Genomic DNA, 26,736 nt, shown 5'->3' with positions numbered 1-26,736 from the left:
ATAAGTGGTGCCGCGCGCTACTGATCCGGGATCGCGCCATCGTCTGGGCCGGGCAGGGCGATGTCCTCGTACTCCGGCAGTAGCGGGACGATGGCGAAGCTGGTGGCGACCGCGTCGGCGGGTAGCGCCTGTACGGCGCGGATCCCGTTCTGGGCGGCCAGATTTCGGAGTTCGGAGAGTCGGCCGCGAACCACGAGACCGACGGTGCACGCGCATCCGGCGCGCAGGCGGGCCACCGATACCGCGGTGATGCGACTGGTGCGCTCATCGGCGGGGTGTTCGGCCAGCAGTTGCCAGGCGGCGTTATCAGCGGAGGCGACCGCGACGGAATTGCCCGCGGGCAGTTGGACCGTGACGATCGGGGTGTGCACGCGGGGGATCGACACGTGGTGGCTGGCCGCGGCGATGCGCAGGCCGCCGCTGTGCGCCGGAATCTGGTTGGGGGTGAGCGGTGCGGTGAACGAGACCAGTGCCCAGTGATCACTGGTATCCGGGCCGGATAGCGAATCCCGGGCCCGCACAAGATAATCCGCGACCGGCTCGCCCCGTTCGGGGCCGAGCCGGTCGGTGGAGATGCCGGATGGACGTGGCGGATTCAGCGCGCCGAGCAGCACGATGAGCACCGCGAACCCGACCGCCGCCACGGCGATCGCGATGCGGCGCAAGAGCATCGAGTCAGGCATTGCGCAGCACGTCGAGCGCGTTCCTCAGATCGTCCGGATACTCGCTGGTGATCTCGAGGTACCGGCCGTCGACCGGATGGTTGAACCCGAGCGAACGCGCGTGCAGCCATTGCCGTTCCAGCCCGAGCCGCTCCGCCAGCCGCGGATCCGCACCATAGGTGAGATCGCCACAGCATGGATGTCGGATCGCGGAGAAGTGCACCCGGATCTGATGGGTGCGCCCGGTTTCCAGATGGATATCGAGCAGACTCGCCGCCTGGAACGCCTCGACGGTGTCGTAGTGCGTAATGCTCGGTCGCCCGTCGGCGGTCACAGCGAACTTCCAGGCGTCACCGCGGGCCCGGCCGATCGGCGCATCGATGGTGCCGCTGCTCGGATCCGGATGTCCCTGCACCAGTGCGTGATACCGCTTATCGACGGTGCGCTGCTTGAACGCCCGCTTGAGCACCGTATAGGCGTGTTCGGACTGCGCGACCACCATCACACCGGAGGTGCCGACATCGAGCCGGTGCACGATGCCCTGCCGTTCGTGCGCACCCGAGGTCGAGATGCGGTAGCCCGCCGCGGCGAGTCCGCCGACCACCGTCGGACCGGTCCAGCCGACGCCGGTATGCGCCGCGACGCCGACGGGTTTGTCCACCGCAACGATGTCGTCGTCGGCATAGAGGATCTTCATCCCCTCCACAGGGACGGCCTCGATGGTGAGTTCGCGCTTGGGTTCCGGAAACTCGACCTCGAGCCAGGCGCCCGCGACCAGGCGATCCGATTTGCCCGCGGCGACGCCGTCGAGCTGCACCGAACCCTCCTCGGCCAAGGTGGCCACGGCGGTGCGGGACAGACCGAGCAGTCGGGACAGTCCGGCGTCCACGCGCATGCCGTCGAGCCCGTCGGGTACGGGCATGGTCCGCGTTTCCCTCATGCCTGCACCTCGCCAGCGCTCGGTTCCGGCATGCGCGAAGCCCGCTGTGACATGATTCGCTCGCTCATGCCGCCGTCCCCTTGCTGCTTGCCGCACCGTCGGCGCCATTGTCCGACGGTTCGTCCTTCGGCGCCGCGGCAGAATCGGTCGCGGTCTCCTCGTGGCGGCCGTGTCCGGTGCGCGAGCCGTCGGGTTCGAAACCGAAGACCGTCAGCACCACCAACAAGATCGCGCCGCAGACGATCGAGGAGTCGGCCAGGTTGAACACCGGCCACCAGCCGACCGCGATGAAGTCCACCACATGGCCCTGCAGCGGTCCCGGCGCACGGAACAACCGGTCGACCAGATTGCCGAGCGCGCCACCGAGCACCATACCGAGCCCGATCGCCCACCACAGCGAACGCAGCGTGCGGCCGATGCGGATCACACCGATCACCACCGCCGCGGCGACCAGCGTCAGCAGCCAGGTCATGCCGGTCGCCATGGAGAACGCCGCGCCCGGGTTGCGTACCAGCGACAGCCGCGCGAAGTCACCGATGATCGGCACCGGATCGCCCGGGGTCAGCTTCGCGACGACGATGGTCTTGGTGAGCAGGTCCAGACCCAGCAATACCGCGGCGATGATCAGTAGCGTGCGTAGCCGCAGCGGTGCGGCGGCCTTCCCGGAATCGGCGGTTGGCGTCGGCGTTTCTGTCTCGTCGCTGGGCGGCACCGCCCCATTGTCGGTGTTGTCCTCGGGCGGCCGGTCATCACTCACGTCGACCATCATCTCTCGAGTGACGACATGCCCTGCGCACGCGGTCACCTGCATGTCCCAGCTGACACTCAGGAAGCGGTCGTACTCTGATGCTCGTGACGGTGTTGTCTTCCCCCCACATACCCCGAATAGCGCGCTCGGGTGTGTTGTTGATGGTGCTCGCGGTCGGACTGTCCGCGTTCGGCGTCGGCTGTAGTGACGGCTCCGACGCGCGCGTGGAAACCGACAGCACCGAGCCGCTCGGCATCGGTAAGGAAGTGACCGTGCCGATCTCGGCCGCTGTCGCCACCGTCATCTCGACGGGCGAGGAGCCGCGGTCGCTGCTGCGTCCCGGCTATCCGGCGGGCACAGTGCAGCAGGTGACGCTGCGCACCGATCATCACATCGAGCAGCAGATCAATGATCAACCGCCGAGCGACTTCTCCTCGCCCGCGCTGACGATTCCGATGACGGCCCAGACCGATGCCGATGGTGTCGAGCTGACCCTCGGCACCATCTCCACCCCGGACCCGTCGCTGGCCAAGGCGCTCACCGCAGCCGGCGGTTCGCACGCCGGATTCGATATGAGCGACCTCGGTGCGATCACCGCGCTGCGCCTCGCACCGTCACCGGACACCTCCAATGCCGCTCGCGCGGCCTTGGAACAGGCCTTCTATCAGGCGGTCTACCGTTCGATCACCTTCCCGGACCAACCCGTCGGCGAGGGCGCGGTGTGGACGGTGCGCCAAGAGGTCGACGGCGGTGTCGCGCTCGACCAGGTGACCACCGCGACGCTGACCAAGCGCGACGGCGACCGGCTGACCATCGAACTCGAGGTGACGCAGACGCCGAAGTCGCCGGTGTGGTCGCTGCCCAATAACGCGGGCACGCTCGACATCAAGGATTACGTCATGCGGGGCGCGGGCACGATCACCGTCGACCTCGGCCTGCCGCTGCCGGTGGCCGGAACCATAACCGTCGGCGGGCATCAGGCCTACCGCGATCCGCGCAGCGCGAGCATGCTGCAGCAGACGATCAATACGCAGGTCACCTGGAACGAATAAGGGCGACCTGCGGCCTGCGGGGCAGCCGCAGGTCGTGAGATCAAAGCGCCGATCCAGGCCTTTTTGTCGGATCCGGGGAATAGGCTCGCACCTGTCCGACAAACGCCTCGATCGGAGGTATTCCATGTCCGATGTCAAACCGATCCCTGACGGATATCCGGTGGTCTCGCCCGGGCTGGCGATTGATGGCGCGGCCGCCGCCATAGATTTCTACAAGCGCATCTTCGGCGCATCGGAGCGGATGCGCATGCCGGGACCGGAGGGCAAGGTGGCGCACTGCGAACTCATGTTCGGCAATTCGCTCGTCATGGTCGGCGATCCGGCTCCCGATATGGACTTCCTCGACCCGAAGACGGTCGGCGGCACACCGGTCAACCTGTACGTCTACGTCGTGGACGCCGATGCCGCCTTCGCCGCAGCCCTTGCCGCGGGCGCGAAGGAACTCACCCCCATGACCACCCAGTTCTACGGTGATCGCAGTGGTGCGTTCGAGGATCCGTGGGGGCACCGGTGGACCGTGGCCACCCATGTCGAGGATGTTCCGCCGGACGAGATGGACCGCCGGATGGCCGAACTGTTCGGCGGCGCCTGACTTGTGCTCGGGGTGGTAGGCCGCGCGGACCATCTGCCACGCGGCCGGAATCGATGTGCGCGGGACCTACCCGAGCACGATCGAGTCGCCCTCGACATGGACCGATTTCGAGGCGAGTGGCCGGGTGGCCGGGCCGTTGACCACCGAGCCGTCGAGGCCGAATTTGCTGCCGTGGCAGGCGCAGTTGATGGTGCCGCCGGATACATTGGCGACCTTGCAGCCCGCATGCGTACAGGTCGAGTCCAAGGCGACGAATGAACCGGCACTAGGCTGGGTCACCACCACATCGCCCTTGATCACACCGCCGCCGACCGGCACCTCGGAGGTGGTCGCGATCGCATTCGGTTGCCCGGCGGGCACGTTCGGTCCGGACGGTCCTGCGGCGGGTGTGGGGGCCTGAGCCTGGGGAGTGCTTTCTTTGCCGTAGGTGGTGCACGCGGTGAGCGCGGCCGCGGCGGCCGCGGCGCTCGCACCCGCGATCACGATGCTGCGGCGGTTGAGAAAGAGATCATCGTTGGACATAGCGGACTCCGATCAGAGGGTTCAGAAGGTGATGCCGTTGTGCTGGAAGAACCACAGGCCCGAGGTGAGCCACAGGCCGGTCAGTCCGGTCAGCACCAGACCGCCCGCAACCGGAATGGCCCAGCCGGGCAGGCCTTTTCGGGTCAGCAGCAGCATCTTGGCGACGAACGCGCCATAGAAGAAGCAGCCGAGCAGGGAATGGATGAGCACGCGCTTCTCGTAGTCTTGAAAACCCAATGCGTACAGGCAGTGCACGGCGACCGGAACGGTGACGAGTACGGCCAGGCGGCCGGACCACACATGGACGGTGCCGATCCACGGCGGGGTCTTGGTGAACAGCGCGTCGAGTTTGCCGTACATGGCCAGTGCCGAGAGGAATTGGAACAGCGCGAGCGCGGTGGCGAGGGTGGCCAGCCAGGTCTTCACCGCAAGCGGGCTGGAGAATCCGGCCACATTGATCGAAAAGAACCGTGGCTCATGCTGTTTCGCGTAGACGCCGAGCAGTACCGAGACCGCCGCGCCGATGAGCAGCGGTATGACGATGGCCGCAGCCGATGCCCGACTCGGATTCGCCCGGATCGTTGGCGCTTCTCGATCAGCCGACACTGTCACCACCACTTATCTTGTTCGCCGTGATCTTCTTGCCATTGACGACGGCCGTCGCATCGGGCGCGAGAGTGACCGCCGGTCCGGTGGAGCCGTCCGGATTGCGCTGGACGCCGGTGACCCCACCGTTCGCGTCGACGATCCAGCTCTGGCGAGTCCCGGCCTCGTTGTAGATATAGAGCCCGGCGGGTGGTTGTACCGGGGCGGCGGTGTAGTTCCACTGCTTGCCGCCGATCCAGAGGGTGCCCTGCACCGATTCACCGTCGAAGGCACCGGTCAATTTGGCGTCGTCCTTGCCGGTGAGCTGCACGGATCCGTTCGTCGCACTGCCGCGCAGCCAGGATTCGATCGTCTTGCCGTCACAGGCGTAGGCGATGGCCTTATCGCCCGCGACGGTGATCTCCAGGGTGATGGTGCCGCCGGAGGCCAGCGGGATCTTGCCCACGTAGTCGGCCTTGGCAGGGAAGGGCGCGGCCGCGGGCGTCGTGGGGATCGGCGGTGCCTGCGTCGTGGATGCGGCGGTGGTTGTCACCGTGTTCGGCTTCGCCGTCGATGGTTCGGTGTCCTTGGACATATTGATGCCCACAAGGACGAGGCCGAGTATGGCCGCTGCCGCCAGGGTGAGCCACGGTCCCAGTCGTTTCATAGGGTCTCCTCGATGGGCGGCCGCAGGTGCCGCTGTTCGAATTGTCTACGTGGCAGACCCACCCAGCGGTTCAAACCGATATTCGCGGCAACCGTCGAGCGGCGTGTCACCGAACGTGTCGGTTCTTACCGATCGGTCAGTCAGGCGAGCCTTTTACCAGGGCGAATCCGTTGCGGTCAGATGTTGTTGGATTCAGCTCACTGCGACTGCCGGGCGGTGCCAGCATCGCGGTCGGACGTGGAAACCCGGCAGCGGCGTGGACAGGCCCGTGAGTGCGCTGAGGATGCTACCGACCGGGCTGAGGTGTCGCTGTCGTGCAGACCTGCCCCCACAGCTCCAGCTCCTGCGCCAAACCCAATGCTTCGGTGTGGATTTCCATCGCGCCGGTCAGATCGCCGCCGCCCGCGCCCGCCCCACCGGATTGTCGACACCGTCGAAGGCGGCGAACACCGCCGCCCGCCGCGCCGCCCCATCGGCGAATTCACCCTGCTGGAACGCGAACCCGAGGTCCCACGCCAGCGCGCGGGCGCGCAATTCCGCCGAACTGCTCTGGGGCGGCTCGCCCTTGCGCGAATCGTTCTGGCGCGAATCGAGCTGCGCTGAATCGTGCGGGGTGAGTCTCCTCCAGCCGAGTCGTCTCCGGGTGAACTGCTGCCTTGGGGTGCATCGCTGCCTTGGGGTGCATCGCCGCGCGCCGAATCGCTTTGCCCCGAATCGCCTTGGGTCGAACCGCTCTGGGGCGCATCGTTTTGCGCCGTAATGTCCTGCGCCGAAGCGCTTTGCGTCGCCTGCGGCGAACTGGGCTTGGCCGTATTGTTCTGGGGCGAACTGGGCTTGGCCGTATTGTTCTGGGGCGAACTGGGCTTGGCCGTATTGTTCTGGGGCGAACTGGGCTTGGCCGTATTGTTCTGGGGCGAACTGGGCTTGGCCGTATTGTTCTGGGGCGAACTGGGCTTGGCCGTATTGTTCTGCGGCGAACTGGGCTTGACCGGATCGCTCTGGCCCGAACTGCGCTGGCCGGAGTCGGTCAATGCTAGGGCGGCGGCGAGCCAGCGTCGTGCTTCACCGAATCGGCCGCGTAGGAGCCAGTACCACGCGAGGGCGTTGACCGCAGCGCTTCGCCGCCGACGGCAGTTGTCCCCGCCGCGACCCCGAACTCGAAGCGGCAGTGTGCGCCGCGGTGGACCAACTCACCTGGTGGGCAACGGCTTTGCGAGCGGCCCGCGCGCGAGACGCCTTCGTCGTCTAACAGGCCTCGTGCGGTGCGGGCATGCGGTGGGCGAGCAGAAAACGCATCAGGTTGCGCTGAACCTCGATGCCCCCGTCGTCTTGAACGATGCGTGCCCCGATCATGTGCTCGGAGAGCAGCGGTGTGGTGAACTGCGCCAGTTCACATCCGCGCGGGCTGTCGTAGTGCTCGGCGGTGAGTGGGATCGGGAGACCCGGTCCGGCGACGAGAACCTCCTGACGCGTCGGCACGGTCGGCACCGAACCCGGATCCGCGAGGTTATCGGCCTCGCGCCACTGCGCGAGGTTGCTGCGGCCGATCACGTAGTTGCTGATCTCGTCGAAGAGGGACTGCAGAAAATACGTCGGCATCGTGCGGGCGCGAGTACTCATCGCATCGATGATCAGCTGGCCGCTGAGCTCGGATCGGTAGGGCGCACCGGCCATCGGCGCGATCGCCGCGTAGAGGTCCGGGTAGGTGGCACCCAGATCGGTGGTCATCGCACCACCCGCGGAGTACCCGCCGAGATAGATGCGCGAGCGATCGAGTTGGAATTCATCGATGAGCGTGGTGGTGATGCCTGCGATGATGGACGGCTCGCCCTGGCCGCGTTCGCGGTTCTCGGCTTTGTCCCAGTTCCAGCAGAATTCCTTATTGGCCGCCCGATCCTGGATCGGATAGGCGAGCACGAAGCCCATCTCGTCGGCGACCTGGGTGAGCGAGAATCCGGTCGGCCGGTCGTCGGCGAGCGGGTCGGCGCAGCCGTGCAGGTACACCATCAGCGGCCGACCCGCACTGCTGCCCGGCGGTATGTGCAGGTAGTAGCAGCGGGTGCCCGCGGCGTTGGTATAGCAGCGTTTATCGATCTGGGCTTGTGCGCGCGGTGCACCGAGCAGCAGGGAAGTGGTGGCGATCAGGAAGGCGCCGACGACAGCGCAGCGACGGAGCGCGGCAATTCGCACGCCGGGAATACTAGCCGGGCACTGAACTTCCGCGGCGATCGTGTGTCCGTCGACGCGGCGGGGCGGACCCGGTCCCCCTCATCATTGCGGTGGCCGGGTCCGCCCGGGAGCGTCGCCTAACTGCGCGCGATGGCCTCGAAGACCTTCGGATCGACGAGGGTCGACGTATCGCCGAGTTCGCGACCCTCTGCGATATCGCGGAGTAGGCGGCGCATGATCTTGCCGCTGCGGGTTTTCGGGAGTTCCGGGACGATATGGATTTCCCTGGGGCGGGCAATGGGGCTGATCTCCTGGGAGACAGCGGCTTTCAGCTCACCGATCAGCGCAGCACCGGAATTGTGCGCACCCGCAGTGAGGATGACGAAGGCGACGATGGCCTGGCCGGTGGTGGCGTCGTTCGCGCCGACCACCGCGGCCTCCGCGACCGACGCCTGCCCGACGAGCGCGGATTCCACCTCGGCGGTGGAGATCCGGTGCCCGGAGACATTCATGACATCGTCGACCCGGCCCAGCACCCAGAGATCGCCGTCGGCGTCGAGCTTTGCGCCGTCGCCGGCGAAATACCAACCGTGCTCCGCGAATCGGTCCCAGTAGGTCGCGCGGAACCGATCCATATCGCCCCAGATGCCGCGCAGCATCGAGGGCCACGGCTGGTCGAGGACCAGCAGTCCGGAACGGTCATTGTCGAGTTCGACGCCATCGTCATCGACGATCTTCGCGGAGATGCCGGGCAGCGGGGTCATGGCCGCACCCGGTTTGGCGGCGGTGACACCGGGCAGCGGGGAGATCATGATGGCGCCGGTCTCGGTCTGCCACCAGGTGTCCACAATGGGAGTCCGGTTGCCGCCCAGCACCTCTCGGTACCAGCGCCAGGCCTCCGGATTGATCGGTTCGCCCACGCTGCCGAGCAGCCGGATGCTCGACAGATCGTGCGCGTCCGGTATCTGGCGGCCCCACTTCATGAAGGTCCGCACGAGTGTGGGTGCGGTGTAATAGATGGTGACGCCGTACTTTTCGATGATGTCGAAATGCCGGTGCTCATCGGGAGAGTTGGGTGTGCCCTCGTAGATGACCTGGGTGGTGCGGTTCGACAGTGGTCCGTAGACGATGTAGGTGTGTCCGGTGACCCAGCCGATATCGGCGGTGCACCAGTAGATGTCCTGTCCCGCTTTGTGATCGAAGACGTTGTGGTGGGTGTAGGACGCCTGGGTCAGGTAGCCGCCGGTGGTGTGCAGAATGCCCTTGGGCTTTCCGGTGGTGCCGGAGGTGTAGAGGATGAACAGCGGATGCTCGGCATCGAAGGCCTGCGCCTCGTGATCGGGGGCGGCGTCGGTGACGGTGTCGTGCCACCACAGGTCGCGTCCCTCGGTCCACGGGACCTCGATATTGGTGCGGCGCACCACAAGGACGTGTTCGACGGTGTGCGCACCGTCGGCCAGCGCCTCGTCGACGGCGGCCTTGAGCGGCGCGGCCGTACCGCGCCGCCACTGACCGTCGGTGGTGATCACCAGCCGCGCACCGGCGTCATCGACGCGCTGGCGCAGGGCGGTGGGGGAGAAACCGGCGAACACCACCGAATGTGTGAGCCCGAGCCGAGCGCAGGCCAGCATCGCGACGACGGCCTCCGGAACCATCGGCATGTAGATGGCGACGCGATCGCCGGTCCGCAGCCCGAGTTCGGTGAGATAGTTTGCCGCCCTTGAGACTTCGGCGAGCAACTCGCCGTAGGTGATATCGCGCGAGTCGCCCGGTTCGCCCTCCCAGTGGATGGCCACCTGCTCGCCGTGTCCGTCGAGCACATGCCGGTCCACGCAGTTGTAGGCGACATTGAGCTTGCCGTCGACGAACCACTGCGCGACCGGTGCGTCGCTCCAGTCGAGGATCTGGGTCCACGGCTGCTGCCAGTGCAACCGCCGAGCCTGTTCGGCCCAGAACTCCAGCCGATCGGCGGCGCCTTCGTACAGCGCATGCGAAGCGTTCGCGTCCGCGGCGAACGCCGGATCCGGCGGGTAGGCAGTGTCGGTGGTCGAGTCACGGTCGGTGGTTGCACTGGTCAACGTCGATCTCTCCTATCGAAACAACAAGGGCGGCAGGCTCGGTCGCAGGTTCAGTGCACGACCGCCTTTTCCGCGCCGACACCGGTGAGCGAGCGCACCTCCATCTCGGCCCGCTTCGCCGGATCCTCCGGCCTCCCTCCGCCGAGGAAGGTGCCGACCACACCGAGCACGAAGGCCAGTGGGATGGAGACGATTCCGGGGTTCGACAGCGGGAACCAGTCGAAGTCCGAACCCGGGATCATCGAGGTCTTCGTCCCGGATACCGCCGGGGAGAACACGATCAGCACAATGGTCGAGATCAGGCCGCCGTACATGCTGAACAGCGCTCCGGTGGTGTTGAACCGCTTCCAGAACAGCGAGTACACAATGGTCGGCAGATTCGCCGCCGCCGCGACCGCAAAGGCCAGCGCCACCAGGAATGCGATGTTCTGGCCGTTGGCCAGGATGCCGAGACCGATGGCCAGCGCACCGATGACGACCGCGGTGATCCGGGAAACCCTGACCTGCTTGTTCTCCTCGACCTTGCCCTTCTTGAGCACGCTGGCGTAGATATCGTGCGCGAACGACGCCGACGCGGTAATGGTCAGACCCGCGACGACCGCCAGAATGGTGGCGAAGGCAACCGCCGAGATGATGCCGAGCAGGACCACGCCGCCGAGTTCGAAGGCCAGCAGCGGCGCCGCCGAATTCTGCCCGCCCGCCGAGGCGAGAATGCGGTCCGGTCCGACAATGGCAGCCGCGCCGTAGCCGAGCACCAGGGTGAACAGGTAGAACGCGCCGATCAGGCCGATCGCCCAAACCACCGAGCGGCGTGCCTCTTTCGCGGTCGGCACGGTGTAGAAGCGCATCAGCACATGCGGCAGACCCGCGGTGCCGAGCACCAGGGCCAGGCCGAGGGATACGAAGTTCAGCTTCGAAGTCGCGCTGCCGCCGTACTGGGCGCCGGGGGCGAGCACGTCGCGGGCGGCCACGCCCTTGGACTTGGATCCGTGCACCGCATCCTGGGCCGAGCCGAGGATATCGGAGAAGTTGAAGCCGAATTTGGCGAACACCATCACGGTCATCAGCGCCGCGCCGGTGATCAGCAGCACCGCCTTGATGATCTGCACCCACGTGGTGCCCTTCATGCCGCCGACCAGCACGTAGACGATCATGAGCACGCCGACCACGGCGATCACGATGCTCTGTCCGGTCTTGTCGGAGATATCGAGCAGCAGCGCGACCAGACCGCCTGCGCCCGCCATCTGCGCCAGCAGATAGAACAGCGAGACCGCGAGGGTGGTCAGCGCGGCGGCGGTACGGACCGGACCTTCCTTCAACCGGAAGCTCAGTACATCGGCCATCGTGAATTTGCCGGTGTTCCTGAGCATTTCGGCGACCAGCAACAGCGCGACCAACCAGGCGACCAGGAATCCGATGGAGTACAGGAATCCGTCGTAGCCGTACACCGCGATGGCGCCCGCAATGCCGAGAAAGCTTGCGGCGGAAAGGTAGTCGCCCGCGATGGCGATGCCGTTCTGCGGTCCGGAGAAGCCGCGCCCGCCGGTGAAGTAGTCGGCGGCGGTGCGGTTATTGCGGCTGGCGCGGATCACCACGACCATCGTGATGGCCACGAAGAGGCCGAAAATGGCGATATTCGCGGCGGGATTGCCGACCGTCGCGGCGGCGGCAAGATACTGCTGGCTCACGCCTGGCCTCCCTCGAGGTAGTTGCGGATCGACGCGGCGCGCGGATCCAGTTCCTTATTGGCGAACCGGACGTAGAGCCAGGTGATGACGAACGTCGACACGAACTGACCGAGGCCGAGCAGCAGGCCGAGATTGATGTCGCCGATGACCTTGGTGGCCATGAAATCGTGGGCGTAGGCGCCGAGTAGCACGTAGCTCAGGTACCAGACCAGGAACAGCGCTGTCATGGGAAAGACGAAGCGGCGCAACCGACTTCGCAATTCCTGGAATTGGGGACTCGATTGCACGGCGGCGAAATCCTCGGCGCTCGGCGTGCGTCGCGGGGCGACGTCATCGATGTCGGTACTGGTCATCTCGGGTCCTAGCTTGTGACGTGGCTTACTACCCGCCGACCATAAGGGGACCTTCGTGAACGAATCATGATGTGGCGTGGGTCACTCCGCGAAGGCGCCCGATTGTGCGGTGAACGGTCGGCTGGCCGCGACGAACGGTCGGTGGTCAGCTCGACCGCAGCACCCGCTCCCGGTCGGCGCCCATGCCGAGCCGCTCGGGTGCGTGCATGCGGACGAAGATGCGCCCGATCCGGCGCGCGCTCTGCCCCTTCGTCAGCTTGCTGACCAGCACCATCGCCGCGAATGCCAGTGGCACGCTGATCGCCGCGGGATAGCCGAGTATCGCGGCGAGCCAGCCGTTCGCGAGTCCATCGGAGATACCGCCGGTCACCGATACCGCCGTCGCCGCGCCCGCCGCCGATCCGCCGACGATCAGTCCGGTCGCCGCGCCCTTCGCTGTCAGGCCGCGCCACCAGATGCCGAGCACCAGCAGCGGACACAGCGTCGAGGCGGCCACCGAGAAGGCAAGGGCGACAGTGCGGGACAGATCCAGCGATACCACGGTGAGCGAAAGGCCCAGTGGCACAGCACCGGCGAACAGCGCGGCGGCCCGGAAATCGCGAATCCGCCCGCGCAGCATATCGGTGCTGAGCACGCCCGCGATGCTCACCAGCAGACCGGAGGAGGTGGACAGGAATGCCGCGATGGCACCCGCGGCCACCAGGGCGGCCAACAGTTGGCCTGGCAGGCCCGCGAGCACGGAACCGGGCAGCAGCACCACCGCGGCATCGGAGGTGCCGGTGATCAGCAGTTGCGGCACATACAGCCGCGCGAATACCCCGAGCAGAATGGGGAACAGGTAGAACAATCCGACCAGGCCGATCACCGCGAGCGCGGTGGTGCGTGCCGCCCGGCCATCCGGATTCGTATAGAAGCGCACCAGCACATGCGGAAGTCCCATGGTGCCGAGAAATGTGGCGATGATCAACGAATAGACCTGATAGGTGGGATGCGCGCCGCCGAATCCGCCGCCGGGTGCCAGCCAGGCCGCGCCGTCGGTCGGCGCTCCGGCCACCACCGGTACGGCGGAGCCCGGCTCCAAGGTCAATTCGGTGCCCGCTGCCAGTTCGTGCCCACCCGGGGTCAGCAGGACCGGACCGTCCACCGCGCGTCCGTCGAGTGTGCCGGTGATCGAAACCTGTTGTGGCGCATCGACGCGAACCACCACGCCGGTGCTGACATCCACGGTGGTGCGCTCGGTGACCACCGGGGGAGCCGGGGTGCCGAGTTCGCGATCCTCGGCCAGGAAATGCCCGAGCAGCACCAGCGCCGGAATCGCCACCGCGGTCAGCTTCAACCAGTACTGGAATGCCTGCACCAGCGTGATCGACCGCATGCCGCCGCCGGCCACATTGGCGATGATGATCGCGCCGACCGCCACCGCGCCGACCCATTTCGGCACATTCAACAGAATGTGCAAGGTCAACCCCGCGCCCTGGAACTGTGGGATGAGGTACACCCCGCAGACCAGCACCACCACGACCGCCGCCAGTCTGCGCAGCCGCAGCGACCCGAGCCGGAACTCCGCGAAGTCCGGCACGGTATACGCCCCGGACCGCCGCAGCGGAGCCGCGACGAACAACAGCAGACCGAGATATCCCGCCGTGAATCCGACCGGATACCACAGTGCGTCCGCGCCGTACTTCGCGATCAGCCCGGCAACGCCGAGAAATGAAGCGGCCGAAAGGTATTCACCGGAGATCGCCGCGGCATTCCAGCGCGGCCCGACGCTGCGCGAGGCGACCAGGAAATCAGAGGTGGTGCGCGCCAGCCGGACACCGTAGACGCCGATCGCGACCGTAGCGAATGCGGCGAACAGCAGCGCGAGCACCGTGAGCGCCGGGGCCGTGGGGGTGTTCACGGCATGCCCCGGCCGGTGCCGTGCGGTCCGGCAGCCTCCCGGCTGGGCCGGTGTCCAGGGGCCAGCGGTGCTGCGGCCCGGCCCCTCTCGTTCCTGCCGACCGAGCGTCTGTCCATCCGACTCGTCGCGTGTGGATGCTCGGCGGAGCGGAGGTGGTCGGGCGGTGCTGCGGCGCGGCCTCGTTCGTTGCTGTCGATCGGGGGTCGGTCTATCTGACTAGTCGCGTGTGGGTGTTCGGCGGAGCGCAGGTGGTCGAGTGGTGCTGTGGTGCGGCCTCGTTCGTTGCTGTCGATCGGGGGTCGGTCTATCTGACTAGTCGCGTGTGGGTATTCGACGGGGCGGAGGTGGTCGAGTGGTGCTGTGGCGCGAGGCATTGGTTCAGTCCTCGGCCAATTCCAGAAAGTCCTGCTCATTGCGTTCGGCGAGCCGAACATAGAGCCGCCCGACCCCGTACAGCACCGGATAAACCGCGACGCCGAGTAGCAACCACGGCAGCCGCACCCCGAGCAGGACCAACGATCCGGTCGAGCCGAGTCGGAAAAGCACCGGGAGCGAACACAAGACGAGGACCATGACCAACCCCACCCGCAGCGCCAGCCCCAGCTGGGCCCGGATCAGCCCACCGATCAGCGCCGCACCGATCTCGGTCTGCTCGACCACCTCGGTGCGGGTCCGCGCGCGGCGCGCGCCGCGGCGTTCAGCGAGCACAACGCGCTGGCGGGTCGGACGCTGCTGCGGTGTGGTCACGGATTCGTCCACTGCTGGCGTGGCCCGTGCACCAGGCGCTGCTTGAGTTCGCGCACCTGCCGGCGGCTGACCGGCAGTTCCACCGCCCCGGCCCGGCCGTCGGCCCGCAGCCGGACCACCGTCGCATTGCCGACCGTGCGCAGCCCGGTCACCAGCCGCAGCGCCACCAGATAGGACCGGTGCACCCGCAGGAACCCGGCGTTCTCCCAGCGGGATTCCAAGGCCGACAAGGGAATCCGCACCAGATGGGAGCCCGCGCTGGTATGCAGCCTTGCGTAGTCGCCGTCCGCCTCCACCCAGCTCACGCTGGACCGGTGCACCAATGTGGTGACCCCGCCCAACTCCACCGGGATGACCTCGCTGGGATCGGCCTGCGGTTGTGCGGCGGCCGGTGCGGCACCGCGCGCCCCCGCGATCCGGCGCACCGCCTCGGCCAGCCGCGCCTCGCGCAGCGGTTTGAGCAGATAGTCCACCGCACCGAGATCGAATGCCGCGATCGCCCGGTCATCGTGCGCGGTCACGAAGACCACGGCGGGCGGATTGGCGAACTCGGACAGAATCCCCGCCAATTCCATCCCGTCCAGCCCGGGCATATTGACATCGAGGAACACCGCATCGATCGGATGGGCCCGCATCAGCCGCAGCGCGCTGGTCGCGTCATGCGCATTGTGGATATCCCCGACGCCCGGTTGCGCGCGCAGCAAATAGACCAGCTCGTCCAGAGCTGGCTTCTCATCGTCCACGGCGAGCACTCGCAATGCGGCGGCGGACTGGTCGGTGGTCCGGGTCACAGTCGTTCCATGGTAAATGCCGCGTTCGCGCCGTCGGTTCGGATATCCGCACCAGGTGAAAACGGCCAGGATGAAATCGGCGGCACATCCACGGCCGGGCGCTCAGGCCTGGATGCCCGCGCGGAATTTCGGGACCCGGAGGCTGACCTTGGTGCCCGCGCCGGGGGCGGTCTCCACGATCAGTCCGTAGTCATTGCCGAAGGCGGCGCGCAGGCGGTCGTCGACATTGGCCAGACCCACATGTGCGGATTCGCCGGAACCCGCTGGGCCGGTACCGGTTTCGATGGCATCGAGCGCGCCGGAGCGCAGCACATCCGGATCCATCCCGATCCCGTCGTCCTCGACGCTGATCACACAGTCGGTGCCCGCATCGGCCGCGACAATGGTCACGGTGCCGCCGCGCGCCGCTCCGGCCAAACCGTGTCGAACGGCGTTCTCCACCAACGGTTGCAGCGCGAGGAACGGCAGCACGACGCCGAGCACCTCGGGTGCGATCTGCAACCGCACCTCCAGCGCGTCACCGAACCGGGCGCGTTCCAGCGCTAGATAGCGCTCGATATTGCGCAGTTCGTCGGACAGCACCGTGAACTCCCCGGCGGCGCGGAAGGAATACCGGGTGAAGTCCGCGAACTCGAGGATCAGTTCGCGCGCCCGGTCCGGATCGGTACGCACGAACGATGCCACGGTATTGAGCGCGTTGTAGATGAAATGCGGGCTGATCTGCGCCCGCAGCGCCCGCACCTCGGCCCGATCGAGCCGGGCCCGCGACGCGTCCAACTCCGCCAATTCCAGCTGCCCGCAGGCGTATCGTGCCACCTCCGCGACCGCGCCCAGCCGTCCCGGCTCCGGCTTCCCGGTGGTCACCACTCCCAAAGCCCCTGCCACCCCGGCATTTTCCATGAGCAGCGGTTGCGCGATCAGCGTGCGCCCGGCATGTTCACCCCGACCGGGCCCCGACACCAGCACCGGTCGTTCGGTCGCGACCGCCCGCCGGGCCGCGTCGGCGAAGGGCTCGGCCAGATCCGAATGCGGCCCGTCCCAGGCCAGCAGGATGCCGTCGGCATCGGCGACCCCCAGCGCATCGGCCCCGGTGAGCGCCCGCAGATGCGGTGCGGCTTCCTGGGCGGACCGATCGGTCAGCCCCTGCCGCAATGGACGCGCGGCCAGCGACGCCGTATGCAGCGCGGTATACACCGCCCGCTCGGCCGGAGTGGTCACCATCCGCCGGGTTCGCGACCAGACCAGCAGCGCGCCGACGACCAATACCGCACCGGCGACGACCGCGATGACGGCGGTCGTCATCGCGGACCCATCGCGCGCATCTGCCGCTGCCAACTCATCGCCCGATTATCGTCATGACCTCACCGACCGGGGGGTCAACAGCGCAGATCGTAGATTCGCCGGGCGGCACGTCGAGTGCCCGCCCGATACAGTCTTCCCGTGACGGCGGGCTACTCCGGGACTCCTCTGGTCAAGAAGATCGGCATCAAACCAGGTCACCGGGTGGCGCTGTGTCATGCGCCAGCGCGCTGGCGGATTCCCGATCTGCCGCCGGATGTCGCGATCGCCGCCGACGATTCGGAGGGCGCGGATGTTGTCCTGGCGTTCTATCGCGAACATGCCGACCTGGCGGACGAGGCACCGCAACTCGCCGCCCGGCTGAGGCCGGGCGCGATGCTGTGGATCGCTTGGCCGCGCAAGGCAGGCGGGCACGTCAGCGATATCGCCGAGAACGATCTGCGCGAGCTGCTGCTCCCCGTCGGCGTCGTCGATGTGAAGGTGGCCGCACTCGACAACGATTGGTCCGGTTTGAAATTCGTCTGGCGCAAGCGCACGTGATCGCGGGCTCGCGTACTGTCGAGCGATCCGCGGACCACCCCACTGTCGCGGAAATCGGACAGCCGCAATAGTGGGTCCCGAGACGCGCCGGTGATCTTCACCACCGACACGCCGGGCACCTGCGTGAGCCCGGCGCGGCAGGGCCGAACTCGTCGGTGGGGACCCCTAGAATCGCTACACCAACCCCCGTCGAGACCTTGGGAGGAAGGACCGTCTTGGCCGCCTCGTCCGGATCGTTCGTTCATCTGCACAATCACACCGAGTACTCCATGCTCGATGGTGCGGCCAAAATCTCTCCGCTCTTCGCCGAGGCAAACCGGCTGGGAATGAACGCGGTCGGCATGACCGACCACGGCAATATGTACGGCGCCTCGGAGTTCTACAACTCCGCCAAGAAGGCCGATATCAAGCCGATCATCGGGATCGAGGCCTACATCGCGCCGGGTTCCCGGTTCGACACCAAGCGCGTGCAGTGGGGTGATCCGAGCCAGAAGGGCGACGACGTCTCCGGTTCCGGTGCGTATACGCACATGACGATGGTCGCGGAGAACGCGACCGGCCTGCACAACCTGTTCAAGCTGTCCTCGCTCGCCTCGCTGGAGGGCCAGCTCGGCAAGTGGGCGCGCATGGACGAGGAGATCATCGCCGAGCACGCCGCGGGCATCATCGCCACCACCGGGTGCCCGTCGGGTGAGGTGCAGACCCGCCTGCGCCTCGGCCACGACCGCGAGGCCCTGGAGGCCGCGGCCAAATGGCAGGAGATCTTCGGGCCGGACAATTTCTTCCTCGAGATCATGGACCACGGCCTGTCCATCGAGCGCCGGGTCCGCGAGGGGCTGCTCGAGATCGGCAAAAAGCTCGGGATCCGGCCGCTGGCCACCAACGACTGCCACTACGTCACCAAGGACGCCTCGACCAATCACGAGGCGCTGCTGTGCATCCAGACCGGTAAAACCCTCAGCGACCCAACGCGTTTCAAGTTCGACGGCGATGGCTACTACCTGAAGTCCGCGCAGGAGATGCGGGCGATCTGGGATATGGAGGTGCCCGGCGCCTGCGATTCGACCCTCCTGATCGCCGAGCGGGTGCAGTCCTACGACGAGGTGTGGCAGCACCGCGACCGGATGCCGATCTTCCCGGTGCCGCAGGGGCACGACCAGGCCAGTTGGCTGCGCCGCGAGGTCGACCTCGGGTTGCAGCGCCGTTTCCCGGACGGCGCGCCCCAGGAATACCTGGACCGGGCCCAGTACGAGATCGGCGTCATCCTGGAGATGGGCTTCCCGGCCTACTTCCTCGTCGTCGGCGACCTGATCAACCACGCCCGCGACGTCGGCATCCGCGTCGGTCCCGGTCGTGGTTCGGCGGCCGGTTCGCTGGTCGCCTACGCGCTGGGCATCACCAATATCGACCCGATTCCGCACGGTCTGCTCTTCGAGCGCTTCCTCAATCCCGAGCGCGTCTCGATGCCCGATATCGATATCGACTTCGACGATCGCCGCCGCGGTGAGATGGTCCGCTACGCGAGTGAGAAGTGGGGCACCGACCGGGTCGCCCAGGTCATCACCTTCGGCACCATCAAGACCAAGGCCGCCATCAAGGACTCGGCGCGAGTGCTGTTCGGCCAGCCCGGTTTCGCCATCGCCGACCAGATCACCAAGGCGCTGCCGCCGCCGATCATGGCCAAGGACATCTCGGTGTCCGGTATCACCGATCCCGAGCACGAGCGGTACAAGGAGGCCGCCGAGGTCCGCGAACTCATCGCGAGCAATCCGGACGTCGCGAAGATCTACGAGACCGCGCGCGGCCTCGAGGGTCTGATCCGCAACGCGGGTGTGCACGCCTGCGCGGTCATCATGTCCTGCGATCCGCTCACCGACGCCATTCCGGTGTGGAAGCGGCCCCAGGACGGTGCGCTCATCACCGGCTGGGACTATCCGTCCTGTGAGGCCATCGGCCTGCTCAAGATGGACTTCCTCGGTCTGCGCAATCTCACGGTGATCGGTGACGCGCTGGAGAATATCCAGGCCAACCGCGGCATCGATCTGGATATGGACCGGTTGCCGCTCGACGATCCGCGCACCTACGAATTGCTTTCGCGCGGTGACACTCTCGGCGTATTCCAGCTCGATGGTGGGCCCATGCGCGATCTGCTGCGCCGCATGCAGCCGACCGCGTTCGAGGACATCGTCGCCGTCGGCGCGCTGTACCGCCCCGGCCCGATGGGCATGAACGCGCACAACGACTACGCCGACCGCAAGAACGACCGGCAGGAAGTCAAGCCGATCCATCCGGAGCTGGAGGTGCCGCTCGAGGACATTCTCGGCGAGACCTACGGTCTGATCGTCTACCAAGAGCAGATCATGCACGTCGCGCAAAAGGTCGCCGGCTACTCGCTCGGTCGAGCCGATATTCTGCGCCGCGCGATGGGTAAGAAGAAGGCCGAGGTGCTGGCCGCGGAGTTCGAGGGCTTCGAGGCGGGTATGCAGGCGAGCGGCTTCTCCAAGCCCGCGATCAAGGCGCTGTGGGACACCATCCTGCCGTTCGCCGGTTACGCGTTCAACAAATCGCACGCCGCCGCCTACGGCCTGATCTCCTACTGGACCGCGTATCTCAAGGCGAACTATCCCGCCGAATACATGGCGGCCCTGCTCACCTCCGTCGGAGACGATAAGGACAAGGCCGCGGTCTACCTGTCGGATTGCCGCCGCCTCGGCATCACCGTGCTGCCGCCGGACGTCAATGAATCCGAGCTGAACTTCGCCTCGGTGGGCAAGGACATCCGGTTCGGCCTCGGCGCGGTGCGCAATGTCGGCGCGAACGTCGTCACCTCGATCATCCAGGCGCGCAAGGACAAGTCGAAGTTCACCGACTTCTCCGACTATCTGAACAAGATCGACGCCATCGCCTGCACCAAGAAGGTCACCGAATCCCTCATCAAGGCAGGCGGATTCGATTCGCTCGGACATCCGCGCAAGGGTCTGCTGCTGATCCACTCCGATGCCATCGATGCGGTGATGTCCACCAAGAAGGCCGAGGCGATCGGCCAGTTCGACCTGTTCGGCGGGTTGGACGACGGCGACGAATCGGTGGCCTCGGTCTTCAATGTCAGGGTGCCCGAGGACGAGTGGGAGACCAAGCACAAGCTGGCGCTGGAGCGCGAAATGCTCGGCTTGTACGTGTCCGGGCATCCGCTCAACGGCGTCGAACATGTGCTCGCGGCACAGGCGGATACGCCGATTCCGGCCATTCTCGAGGGCGATATCAAGGACGGCGCCCAGGTGACCATCGGCGGCATCCTCGCCTCGGTCAACCGCCGCATCAACAAGAACGGCCTGGCCTGGGCCTCGGCGCAGATCGAGGACCTGACCGGTGGTATCGAGGTGCTGTTCTTCCCGCAGGCCTATTCGGTCTACGGCGCGGATGTGGTGGAGGACGCGGTCGTCCTGGTGAAGGCCAGGGTGTCGGTGCGCGATGATCGAATCTCATTGATCGCCAACGATCTCGCCGTCCCCGACCTGTCCTCGATCGGTGTGGCCAAGCCGCTGGCGGTGGTCATGCCGACGCGCCTTTGCACCCCCGACAAGATCGGCGAACTCAAGCGCATCCTGTCCAGACATCCGGGTACCGCTGACGTCCACATCCGCCATGTGGGCGCGCGTGACAACACGTCACTGTGGAAATTGGCCGATAGCCTACGCGTTTCGCCGTCCTCGGCGCTGATGGGCGACCTCAAGGCCCTGCTCGGCCCCGGCTGCCTCGCGGGTTAGCCCCAATGCCGCTCACATAGGCCGGTGACCTGGCTGTCAAGTCGTGGTGGTGAGTGAGCAGGGGTTGCGAATTCGGTTGCGGTGCTGGGTGTCGTGAGATGAAAACAGCGGAACTCTAGTAGAGAAGGTTCGTCGGCCAAGACAATCCTTCAAGCTGGAGTTCCGCTGTCTGCTCAGTGTGTCATCAAACGTGAATCAGTGGTAGCCACAGGGGCTTTCGCACCCGGTCACCTGGGAGAACTGACCCGGATCATCCCGTTCGAGATGGTCGACGCGGTGCTGGAGTCGACCCGGGCGGTGCAGGCCAGGGTCCGGGCACTGCCGTCGCGGGTGGTGGTGTATCTGCTGCTGGCCGCAGTGTTGTTCGCCGAGCTCGGCTACGAGCAGGTGTGGGCGCGGATGACCGCGGGCCTGGCCGGTGTGCCGGTCGCCGATCCAGTGTCCTCGGCGTTGTCCCAAGCCCGCCGCCGGATCGGCATCGCACCGCTGCGTGCGTTGTTCGACCTGATCAAGGGCCCCGCAGCGGGTGCGGCCCGGTGGCGGGGCCTGCTGGTGTGCGCGATCGACGGCACCTCGATGTTCACCCCCGACAGCCCCGCCAACGTGGCCGCCTACGGTCACGCCGGCGGCGGCAACGGCCCGTCCGGGTATCCGATGCTGCGGCTGCTGGCCGTGGTCGCCTGCGGCACCCGCACCGTGATCGACGCCGTGTTCGGGACGCCCAGCGTCGGCGAGATCACCTACGCACCACCCCTGCTGGGCTGCCTGGGCAACGACATGCTGCTACTGGCCGACCGCAACTTCGCCGCCGCGGACCTCATCGGCGCCGTCGCGGGCACCGGAGCCGATCTGCTGTTCCGCTGCCGCAACAACCGGAAACTCCCCATGACCGGCCGCTGCGGCGACAACTCGTGGCTCACGCGGATCGGCACCACCACCGTCCGCGTGATCGCGGCGACCATCCTCGTCCACCAATCCGGCGGCCCTGCCCGCACAGAACGCTACCTGCTGATCACCACGTTGACCGACCACAAGCGTTACCCCGCACCCGAATTGGTGTCTTTGTATCACCAGCGATGGGAGATCGAAACCTCCTACCTGGAACTGAAATCCACCATCCTCGGTGGACGAGTACTGCGAGCCCGCACTCCCGACGGCATCGCCCAAGAGATCTACGCCCTGCTCATCACCTACCAAGCCCTGCGCATCGCCATCACCGATGCCACCGTCACCACCGGCACCACACCCGACCGAGCCAGCTTCAGCATCGCTCTCAACACCGCCCGCGACCAGCTCATACTCGCAGCCGGAATCATCGCAGGCACCACCATCGACCTCATCGGCACGATCGGCCACGCTGTGCTCGACCACCTCCTGCCCGCCCGCCGCCAGCGAACATGCCCCCGCATCGTCAAACGCGCAATCTCCAAACACCGCGCCAAAGGCAACATCGACCGAAACAGCTACAAGATCACGATCAACATCACGATCAACAGCGGTTGACGACAGCCCAACCGGCCTATGTGAGCGGCATTGGGGTTAGCCCACACCTGTACTAGCCGAACAGCCGAATGCCCGGACCCGCGTACAGGTCCGGGCATTCGGCATGTGCATTGCCCGCCAGGGCGAATACCCGGTTGTACAGTGCCGGATTCATCGCGAAATCCGAAGGCACCCAAGAGGAATACGAGGATCACGACCAGCATGGGCAGGGTCGCGGTGAGCGCCAGTATCACCGAGATGAGGATCAGTCCGGTCGCTCCGATGGTCAGCACTCGGAAGGGATCTCGACCGCTGCTTCGAGGGAAAGCCGGTTGGGCTATGGCGAGACCGCGACACCCAACGAGAGTGCGGCGATGAACTTGGGTCCGTCGGCGTAGAACTCGTCGAGGTCGCGGATCTCGAATCCGGCGTCCTCGACGATGCCGCGGATATTTCGGTCGAGATTGCAGCCGCCCGCGATGGCCTTCTCGATCGGATTCAGTCGGTGCTGCCACACCTGGACGCCCGGATCCGGGGCCAGCCCGTGTTCGACGAAGTGCAGGGTTCCGCCGGGGACGAGCACCCGGCGCACCTCGGCCAGCGCGGCCGCGATATCCGGAATCGTGCACATCGTCCAGGTGGAGAGGGCGGAGTCGAAGCTGTTATCGGCGAAGGGCAGCGACTGGCCGTCGAGTCCGGCGCGTTCGATCGGCACGGTGGCCTTCGCCAGCCGTTTGTCCGCCAGCCGCCACCCGAGGTCGGCGGGTTCGACCGCGCTGACCGACTCGATGCTTGCCGGATAGAACGGGATATTCAGCCCGGAACCGAAACCTATCTCCATCACGCGCCCGTGCAGTCCGGCGCAGGCGCGCTTGCGCTGCGGATTGTTGAGCCTGGCTCCGCAGGCCAGATTCACCAGGCGCGGTACGACCCGATCGCTGTAGATTCCCACTGCTTCACTGTGTCAGGGGGCCGCGGCGCGGGCAATGGTGCGCTGACCGAAGGGCGCGGCCGATGTCAGCGGGCCGCACGACGGACGGCATGCGATGCTGGCTCGGTGACCTTGTTCGAGGTGTGGGCCCCGCGACCGGAACGGGCGCGGGTCGAGGTCGACGGCAGCGTGCATCCGATGACGAGGTCCGCCGACGGCTGGTGGCGGGCCGAGGTCCCCGCCGGGGCCGGTGCGCGCTACGGCTACCTGCTCGACGACGATCCGACCGTCCTGCCCGATCCGCGCTCGGCCAGGCAGCCCGACGGCGTGCACGGCCGCTCGGCGGTGCACACCCTGGATCCGGCCGGGTGGACCGATGCGGACTGGACCGGCCGCCCGCTGGCGGGTGCGATCGTCTACGAACTGCATCTGGGCACCTTCACCCCCGATGGCACCTTCGACGCCGCCATCGAACGCCTCGACCACCTTGTCGAACTCGGCGTCACCATGGTCGAGCTGATGCCGGTCAATGCCTTCGACGGCATCCACAACTGGGGCTACGACGGCGTGCTCTGGTATGCGGTGCACGAGCCCTACGGCGGCCCGGACGGGCTGCAGCGCTTTGTGAACGCCTGCCACGCACGGGGTTTGGCGGTTGCACTCGATGTCGTCTACAACCACCTCGGCCCGTCCGGTAACTACCTGCCCCGCTTCGCGCCCTATCTGACCGAGGGCCGCAATACCTGGGGGCAGAGCCTCAATCTGGATGGACCGGCCTCGGATCCGGTGCGCCGCTTCATTATCGATAACGCGCTGCGCTGGCTGCGCGAGTTCCACATCGACGCGCTGCGGCTGGATGCGGTGCACGCGCTGGTCGACCGCACCGCGACCCACGTACTGGCCGAACTGGCCGCCGAGACCGAATGCCTTGCCGCACATGTGCGCAGGCCGCTGTCGCTGATCGCGGAGAGCGATCTGAACGATCCGCGACTCATCACCCCGCCTGCGGCGGGCGGCTACGGACTGACCGGCCAGTGGAACGACGACCTGCACCATGCCGTGCACACAGCGGTCTCGGGTGAACGTCAGGGCTATTATGCCGATTTCGGCACGCTGCGCTGTCTGGCACACACGTTGACGCACGGCTTCTTCCATGCCGGAACGTATTCCAGCTTTCGCGGCCGAATCCATGGCCGCCCCATCGATACCCGGTTGGTCCCGGCGAGTGCGTTACTGGCCTACACCTGCACTCACGATCAGATCGGCAACCGGGCGCTCGGGGACCGCCCGAGCGCCTATCTCACCGACGGACAGCTGGCGATCAAGGCCGCCCTGGTGCTGTTCTCGGCGTATACACCCATGCTGTTCATGGGGGAGGAGTGGGGCGCGCGTACTCCGTTCCAGTTCTTCACCTCGCACACCGATCCGGTGCTCGCAGCGGCCACCGCGACCGGGCGCAAGGCCGAATTCGCCGAACATGGCTGGGACACCGACGATGTACCGGACCCGCAGGACCCGGAAACCTACCTGCGTTCGAAGCTCGATTGGTCCGAGCTGGCACAGAATCGGCATACTCGGCTACTTGCGTGCTATCGAAGACTGATCGGTTTGCGGCGCGAACGAGCCGAGATCACCGACCCGTGGCTGACCCGCGTATCCGTCGATTATGACGAGAGCGCCCGCTGGATCGCGGTGCGCCGAGGTCCGTTGACATTGCTGTGCAATCTCGACGAAGAGCAGGTCACCGTGCCCATCGCCGGTTATTCCCTGGTGTCGTGGGAGTCCGCGACCGAAGGCATTGCCGCGACCGGGATTCCGGGCCACTCGTTCGTGATACTCGAGACTGGATAGCGAAACCCTTCGCCCGCAGTGGGATTACCGGAAAATCGCTGAATGTGACTGTCCGAGACAGGATCATTGCCGAGCGCGTTCGGCGCCATTACCGTTGGTATATGAGCAACGTGGCTTCGCCCGGGGACCTAGCGGATCTCCCCGATGGCGTGGGTGGCAGCGCCACCGCCGAATTCGCACCATTGGCACGCGCATTCGCGAAGGTCTTCGGGCGCCGTCGGGGGGCGGGTGGCGCCCTGGCCGTGCGGCTGCACGGCGAGCCGCTGGTCGACATCTGGACCGGCAGTGCGGGGGATCGGCCCTGGACCCAGGACACCGGGTCGATCGTCTTCTCCGCGACCAAGGGTGTCACCGCCACGGTCATCCACCGATTGGCCGATCGCGGTCTGCTCGACTACGAGGCCCCGATGGCCGCGTACTGGCCGGAGTTCGGCCAGAACGGCAAGGGCGACATCACCATTCGTCAGGTGATGACCCACAGCGCCGGACTCGGTGGTCTCAACCCGATCGCCGCCGGACTCGAGGACGTGCTCGACCATCAGCTGATGGAGGAACGCCTCGCCGCCGCGAAACCCGATCACCTGCTCGGTACTCCGGCCTATCACGCGCTCACCTTCGGCTGGCTGCTCGCCGGACTGGCCCGCGCCGTCACCGGCCACGGGATGGGTGAGTTGTTCCGCACCGAGGTCGCCGATCCGCTCGGCATCGATGGCATCCACCTCGGCAAACCGCCTGCCCACGCGTCGACGACCTATGCGCCGCTGGCGGGCACCCAGCTGAGTCTGATCGGAAAGCCGATCAGCGCAAAGGTTTTGGGCCACAGCTATGGTCTGCCCGGTGCGCTCGGCGCGGCCGCACGGTGTCTGTTCCTGCCCGGGCTGGAGACCATTCTGGAGGGTGAGCTGCCGCCCATCCTCGATACCGAACTCGGAGCGGGCAACGGTGTGTGCACCGCGCCGGCGCTGGCCACCATGTACGGCGCGCTGGCCAATGGCGGCGTTGCCGACGGTGTGCAGTACCTGTCACCGCGAACCATCGAGGCGCTGAGCCGGATTCGGACCTTCCGTCTCGACCGCGCATTGTTCTACGCGCCGATGCTCTGGCATCTGGGATACCACTCGCTGCCGATGCCCGGCGCGCGCGGCGGCTTCGGCCATATCGGCCTGGGTGGCTCCTTCGGCTGGGCCGAGCCGCGTCTCGGGCTGTCGGTCGGATTCGTGCACAACCGCCTCTCGGCGGGGCAGCTGAGTTTCGATCAGGCCTCGGCCGCATGGCTTTTGCCGATGGTCATGGCGGGCCTGCGCACGACCCGGCGGGCCGCCGCCGTGGTGGAGACGCCCGAGGCCGCGTAATCGAGGACTAAAAAGAACCG

Annotated in this window: 23 protein-coding genes; 7 read left to right on the top strand and 16 right to left on the bottom strand. The window is 66.6% G+C overall.

Going from position 1 to position 26,736, the window contains the following annotated elements; all coding sequences use genetic code 11:
* Positions 1 to 17 precede the first annotated feature (17 nt).
* From ACQP0C_RS29345 to lspA, 3 genes are all read right to left on the bottom strand, one after another.
* The gene (locus tag ACQP0C_RS29345) at positions 18 to 683 is read right to left on the bottom strand and encodes a hypothetical protein (RefSeq protein WP_433725116.1); all 666 of its coding nucleotides are present in this window, start codon (positions 681 to 683) and stop codon (positions 18 to 20) included.
* The gene (locus tag ACQP0C_RS29340) at positions 676 to 1,602 is read right to left on the bottom strand and encodes an RluA family pseudouridine synthase (protein WP_433679503.1); all 927 of its coding nucleotides are present in this window, start codon (positions 1,600 to 1,602) and stop codon (positions 676 to 678) included. Before ACQP0C_RS29340 ends, ACQP0C_RS29345 begins: the two co-directional genes overlap by 8 nt.
* A gap of 64 nt (positions 1,603 to 1,666) precedes the next feature.
* Positions 1,667 to 2,359, bottom strand: coding sequence for a signal peptidase II (lspA, locus tag ACQP0C_RS29335; RefSeq protein WP_433725114.1), 693 nt, complete (start codon positions 2,357 to 2,359; stop codon positions 1,667 to 1,669).
* An 89-nt stretch (positions 2,360 to 2,448) separates the two neighbouring features.
* Here lspA and ACQP0C_RS29330 point away from each other — a divergent pair, with 89 nt between their 5' ends.
* Positions 2,449 to 3,402, top strand: a complete 954-nt coding sequence (locus ACQP0C_RS29330; RefSeq protein WP_433725112.1) for a hypothetical protein — start codon at positions 2,449 to 2,451, stop codon at positions 3,400 to 3,402.
* A 124-nt stretch (positions 3,403 to 3,526) separates the two neighbouring features.
* The gene (locus tag ACQP0C_RS29325) at positions 3,527 to 3,994 is read left to right on the top strand and encodes a VOC family protein (RefSeq protein WP_433725110.1); all 468 of its coding nucleotides are present in this window, start codon (positions 3,527 to 3,529) and stop codon (positions 3,992 to 3,994) included.
* 66 nt (positions 3,995 to 4,060) lie between these two features.
* On the opposite strand, the gene ACQP0C_RS29320 is transcribed toward ACQP0C_RS29325, so the two are convergent.
* The 12 genes from ACQP0C_RS29320 to ACQP0C_RS29265 form a co-directional block, all read right to left on the bottom strand.
* Positions 4,061 to 4,516 carry a Rieske (2Fe-2S) protein gene (locus ACQP0C_RS29320; RefSeq protein WP_433725108.1) on the bottom strand — a complete coding sequence of 152 codons (456 nt, stop codon included), beginning with the start codon at positions 4,514 to 4,516 and terminating at the stop codon, positions 4,061 to 4,063.
* 21 nt (positions 4,517 to 4,537) lie between these two features.
* Positions 4,538 to 5,095: a DUF6529 family protein gene (locus ACQP0C_RS29315; RefSeq protein ID WP_433734689.1), complete on the bottom strand. Its 558-nt coding sequence runs from the start codon at positions 5,093 to 5,095 to the stop codon at positions 4,538 to 4,540.
* Between the two features lie 16 nt (positions 5,096 to 5,111).
* The gene (locus tag ACQP0C_RS29310) at positions 5,112 to 5,768 is read right to left on the bottom strand and encodes a hypothetical protein (RefSeq protein ID WP_433725106.1); all 657 of its coding nucleotides are present in this window, start codon (positions 5,766 to 5,768) and stop codon (positions 5,112 to 5,114) included.
* A 387-nt stretch (positions 5,769 to 6,155) separates the two neighbouring features.
* Positions 6,156 to 6,302, bottom strand: a complete 147-nt coding sequence (locus ACQP0C_RS29305; protein ID WP_433725104.1) for a hypothetical protein — start codon at positions 6,300 to 6,302, stop codon at positions 6,156 to 6,158.
* Positions 6,303 to 7,013: 711 nt separating this feature from the next.
* Positions 7,014 to 7,958 (bottom strand): extracellular catalytic domain type 1 short-chain-length polyhydroxyalkanoate depolymerase, encoded by a 945-nt coding sequence (locus tag ACQP0C_RS29300; RefSeq protein ID WP_433725102.1) that lies wholly within the window; start codon positions 7,956 to 7,958, stop codon positions 7,014 to 7,016.
* 116 nt (positions 7,959 to 8,074) lie between these two features.
* On the bottom strand, positions 8,075 to 10,015 hold the full coding sequence (acs, locus tag ACQP0C_RS29295) for an acetate--CoA ligase (protein ID WP_433725100.1): 1,941 nt from the start codon (positions 10,013 to 10,015) through the stop codon (positions 8,075 to 8,077).
* A gap of 50 nt (positions 10,016 to 10,065) precedes the next feature.
* A complete protein-coding gene (locus ACQP0C_RS29290) occupies positions 10,066 to 11,703 on the bottom strand; it encodes a solute symporter family protein (RefSeq protein WP_433725098.1) in 1,638 nt (545 codons plus the stop codon).
* Positions 11,700 to 12,056, bottom strand: coding sequence for a DUF485 domain-containing protein (locus ACQP0C_RS29285; protein ID WP_433725096.1), 357 nt, complete (start codon positions 12,054 to 12,056; stop codon positions 11,700 to 11,702). The genes ACQP0C_RS29290 and ACQP0C_RS29285 overlap by 4 nt, the downstream gene beginning before the upstream one ends.
* Positions 12,057 to 12,201: 145 nt before the next feature.
* Positions 12,202 to 13,956 carry a cation acetate symporter gene (locus ACQP0C_RS29280; RefSeq protein ID WP_433725094.1) on the bottom strand — a complete coding sequence of 585 codons (1,755 nt, stop codon included), beginning with the start codon at positions 13,954 to 13,956 and terminating at the stop codon, positions 12,202 to 12,204.
* A 378-nt stretch (positions 13,957 to 14,334) separates the two neighbouring features.
* The gene (locus tag ACQP0C_RS29275; protein WP_433725092.1) at positions 14,335 to 14,703 is read right to left on the bottom strand and encodes a hypothetical protein; all 369 of its coding nucleotides are present in this window, start codon (positions 14,701 to 14,703) and stop codon (positions 14,335 to 14,337) included.
* Positions 14,700 to 15,494, bottom strand: a complete 795-nt coding sequence (locus ACQP0C_RS29270) for a LytR/AlgR family response regulator transcription factor (RefSeq protein ID WP_433725090.1) — start codon at positions 15,492 to 15,494, stop codon at positions 14,700 to 14,702. The genes ACQP0C_RS29275 and ACQP0C_RS29270 overlap by 4 nt, the downstream gene beginning before the upstream one ends.
* Before the next feature lie 102 nt (positions 15,495 to 15,596).
* Positions 15,597 to 16,796: a histidine kinase gene (locus ACQP0C_RS29265; RefSeq protein ID WP_433725088.1), complete on the bottom strand. Its 1,200-nt coding sequence runs from the start codon at positions 16,794 to 16,796 to the stop codon at positions 15,597 to 15,599.
* A 138-nt stretch (positions 16,797 to 16,934) separates the two neighbouring features.
* On the opposite strand from ACQP0C_RS29265, the gene ACQP0C_RS29260 reads away from it, so the two are divergent.
* The 3 genes from ACQP0C_RS29260 (at position 16,935) to ACQP0C_RS29250 (ending at position 22,603) form a co-directional block, all read left to right on the top strand.
* Positions 16,935 to 17,333: a DUF3052 family protein gene (locus tag ACQP0C_RS29260; RefSeq protein WP_433725086.1), complete on the top strand. Its 399-nt coding sequence runs from the start codon at positions 16,935 to 16,937 to the stop codon at positions 17,331 to 17,333.
* Positions 17,334 to 17,548: 215 nt separating this feature from the next.
* On the top strand, positions 17,549 to 21,100 hold the full coding sequence (dnaE, locus tag ACQP0C_RS29255; protein WP_433725084.1) for a DNA polymerase III subunit alpha: 3,552 nt from the start codon (positions 17,549 to 17,551) through the stop codon (positions 21,098 to 21,100).
* Positions 21,101 to 21,298: 198 nt separating this feature from the next.
* Positions 21,299 to 22,603 (top strand): IS4 family transposase, encoded by a 1,305-nt coding sequence (locus ACQP0C_RS29250; protein ID WP_433725082.1) that lies wholly within the window; start codon positions 21,299 to 21,301, stop codon positions 22,601 to 22,603.
* A 316-nt stretch (positions 22,604 to 22,919) separates the two neighbouring features.
* Here the strand turns inward: ACQP0C_RS29250 and ACQP0C_RS29245 are convergent, their stop codons facing one another.
* Entirely contained in the window at positions 22,920 to 23,534 is a 615-nt protein-coding gene (locus tag ACQP0C_RS29245) for a class I SAM-dependent methyltransferase (RefSeq protein WP_433725080.1), read from the bottom strand.
* Between the two features lie 105 nt (positions 23,535 to 23,639).
* On the opposite strand from ACQP0C_RS29245, the gene treZ reads away from it, so the two are divergent.
* Both treZ and ACQP0C_RS29235 read left to right on the top strand, forming a co-directional pair.
* Positions 23,640 to 25,364 (top strand): malto-oligosyltrehalose trehalohydrolase, encoded by a 1,725-nt coding sequence (gene treZ / locus ACQP0C_RS29240; RefSeq protein ID WP_433725078.1) that lies wholly within the window; start codon positions 23,640 to 23,642, stop codon positions 25,362 to 25,364.
* A 101-nt stretch (positions 25,365 to 25,465) separates the two neighbouring features.
* Positions 25,466 to 26,716, top strand: coding sequence for a serine hydrolase domain-containing protein (locus tag ACQP0C_RS29235; RefSeq protein WP_433725076.1), 1,251 nt, complete (start codon positions 25,466 to 25,468; stop codon positions 26,714 to 26,716).
* Positions 26,717 to 26,736: the final 20 nt, after the last annotated feature.

This window comes from Nocardia sp. CA-129566, assembly GCF_050956075.1.
GTDB lineage: Bacteria > Actinomycetota > Actinomycetes > Mycobacteriales > Mycobacteriaceae > Nocardia.
The sequence above is the reverse complement of the archived record's forward strand: the minus strand, read 5'-3'. Positions and strand labels throughout refer to the sequence as shown.

What these genes read in the sequence shown, in the direction of transcription:
- ACQP0C_RS29325 (WP_433725110.1), top strand. Translation starts at nt 3,527, where the DNA reads ATGTCCGATGTCAAACCGATCCCTGACGGATATCCGGTGGTCTCGCCC.
- ACQP0C_RS29340 (WP_433679503.1), bottom strand. Translation starts at nt 1,602, where the DNA reads ATGAGGGAAACGCGGACCATGCCCGTACCCGACGGGCTCGACGGCATG.
- ACQP0C_RS29320 (WP_433725108.1), bottom strand. Translation starts at nt 4,516, where the DNA reads ATGTCCAACGATGATCTCTTTCTCAACCGCCGCAGCATCGTGATCGCG.
- ACQP0C_RS29345 (WP_433725116.1), bottom strand. Translation starts at nt 683, where the DNA reads ATGCCTGACTCGATGCTCTTGCGCCGCATCGCGATCGCCGTGGCGGCG.
- ACQP0C_RS29285 (WP_433725096.1), bottom strand. Translation starts at nt 12,056, where the DNA reads ATGACCAGTACCGACATCGATGACGTCGCCCCGCGACGCACGCCGAGC.
- ACQP0C_RS29265 (WP_433725088.1), bottom strand. Translation starts at nt 16,796, where the DNA reads ATGACGACCGCCGTCATCGCGGTCGTCGCCGGTGCGGTATTGGTCGTC.
- ACQP0C_RS29235 (WP_433725076.1), top strand. Translation starts at nt 25,466, where the DNA reads ATGAGCAACGTGGCTTCGCCCGGGGACCTAGCGGATCTCCCCGATGGC.
- ACQP0C_RS29310 (WP_433725106.1), bottom strand. Translation starts at nt 5,768, where the DNA reads ATGAAACGACTGGGACCGTGGCTCACCCTGGCGGCAGCGGCCATACTC.
- ACQP0C_RS29330 (WP_433725112.1), top strand. Translation starts at nt 2,449, where the DNA reads ATGCTCGTGACGGTGTTGTCTTCCCCCCACATACCCCGAATAGCGCGC.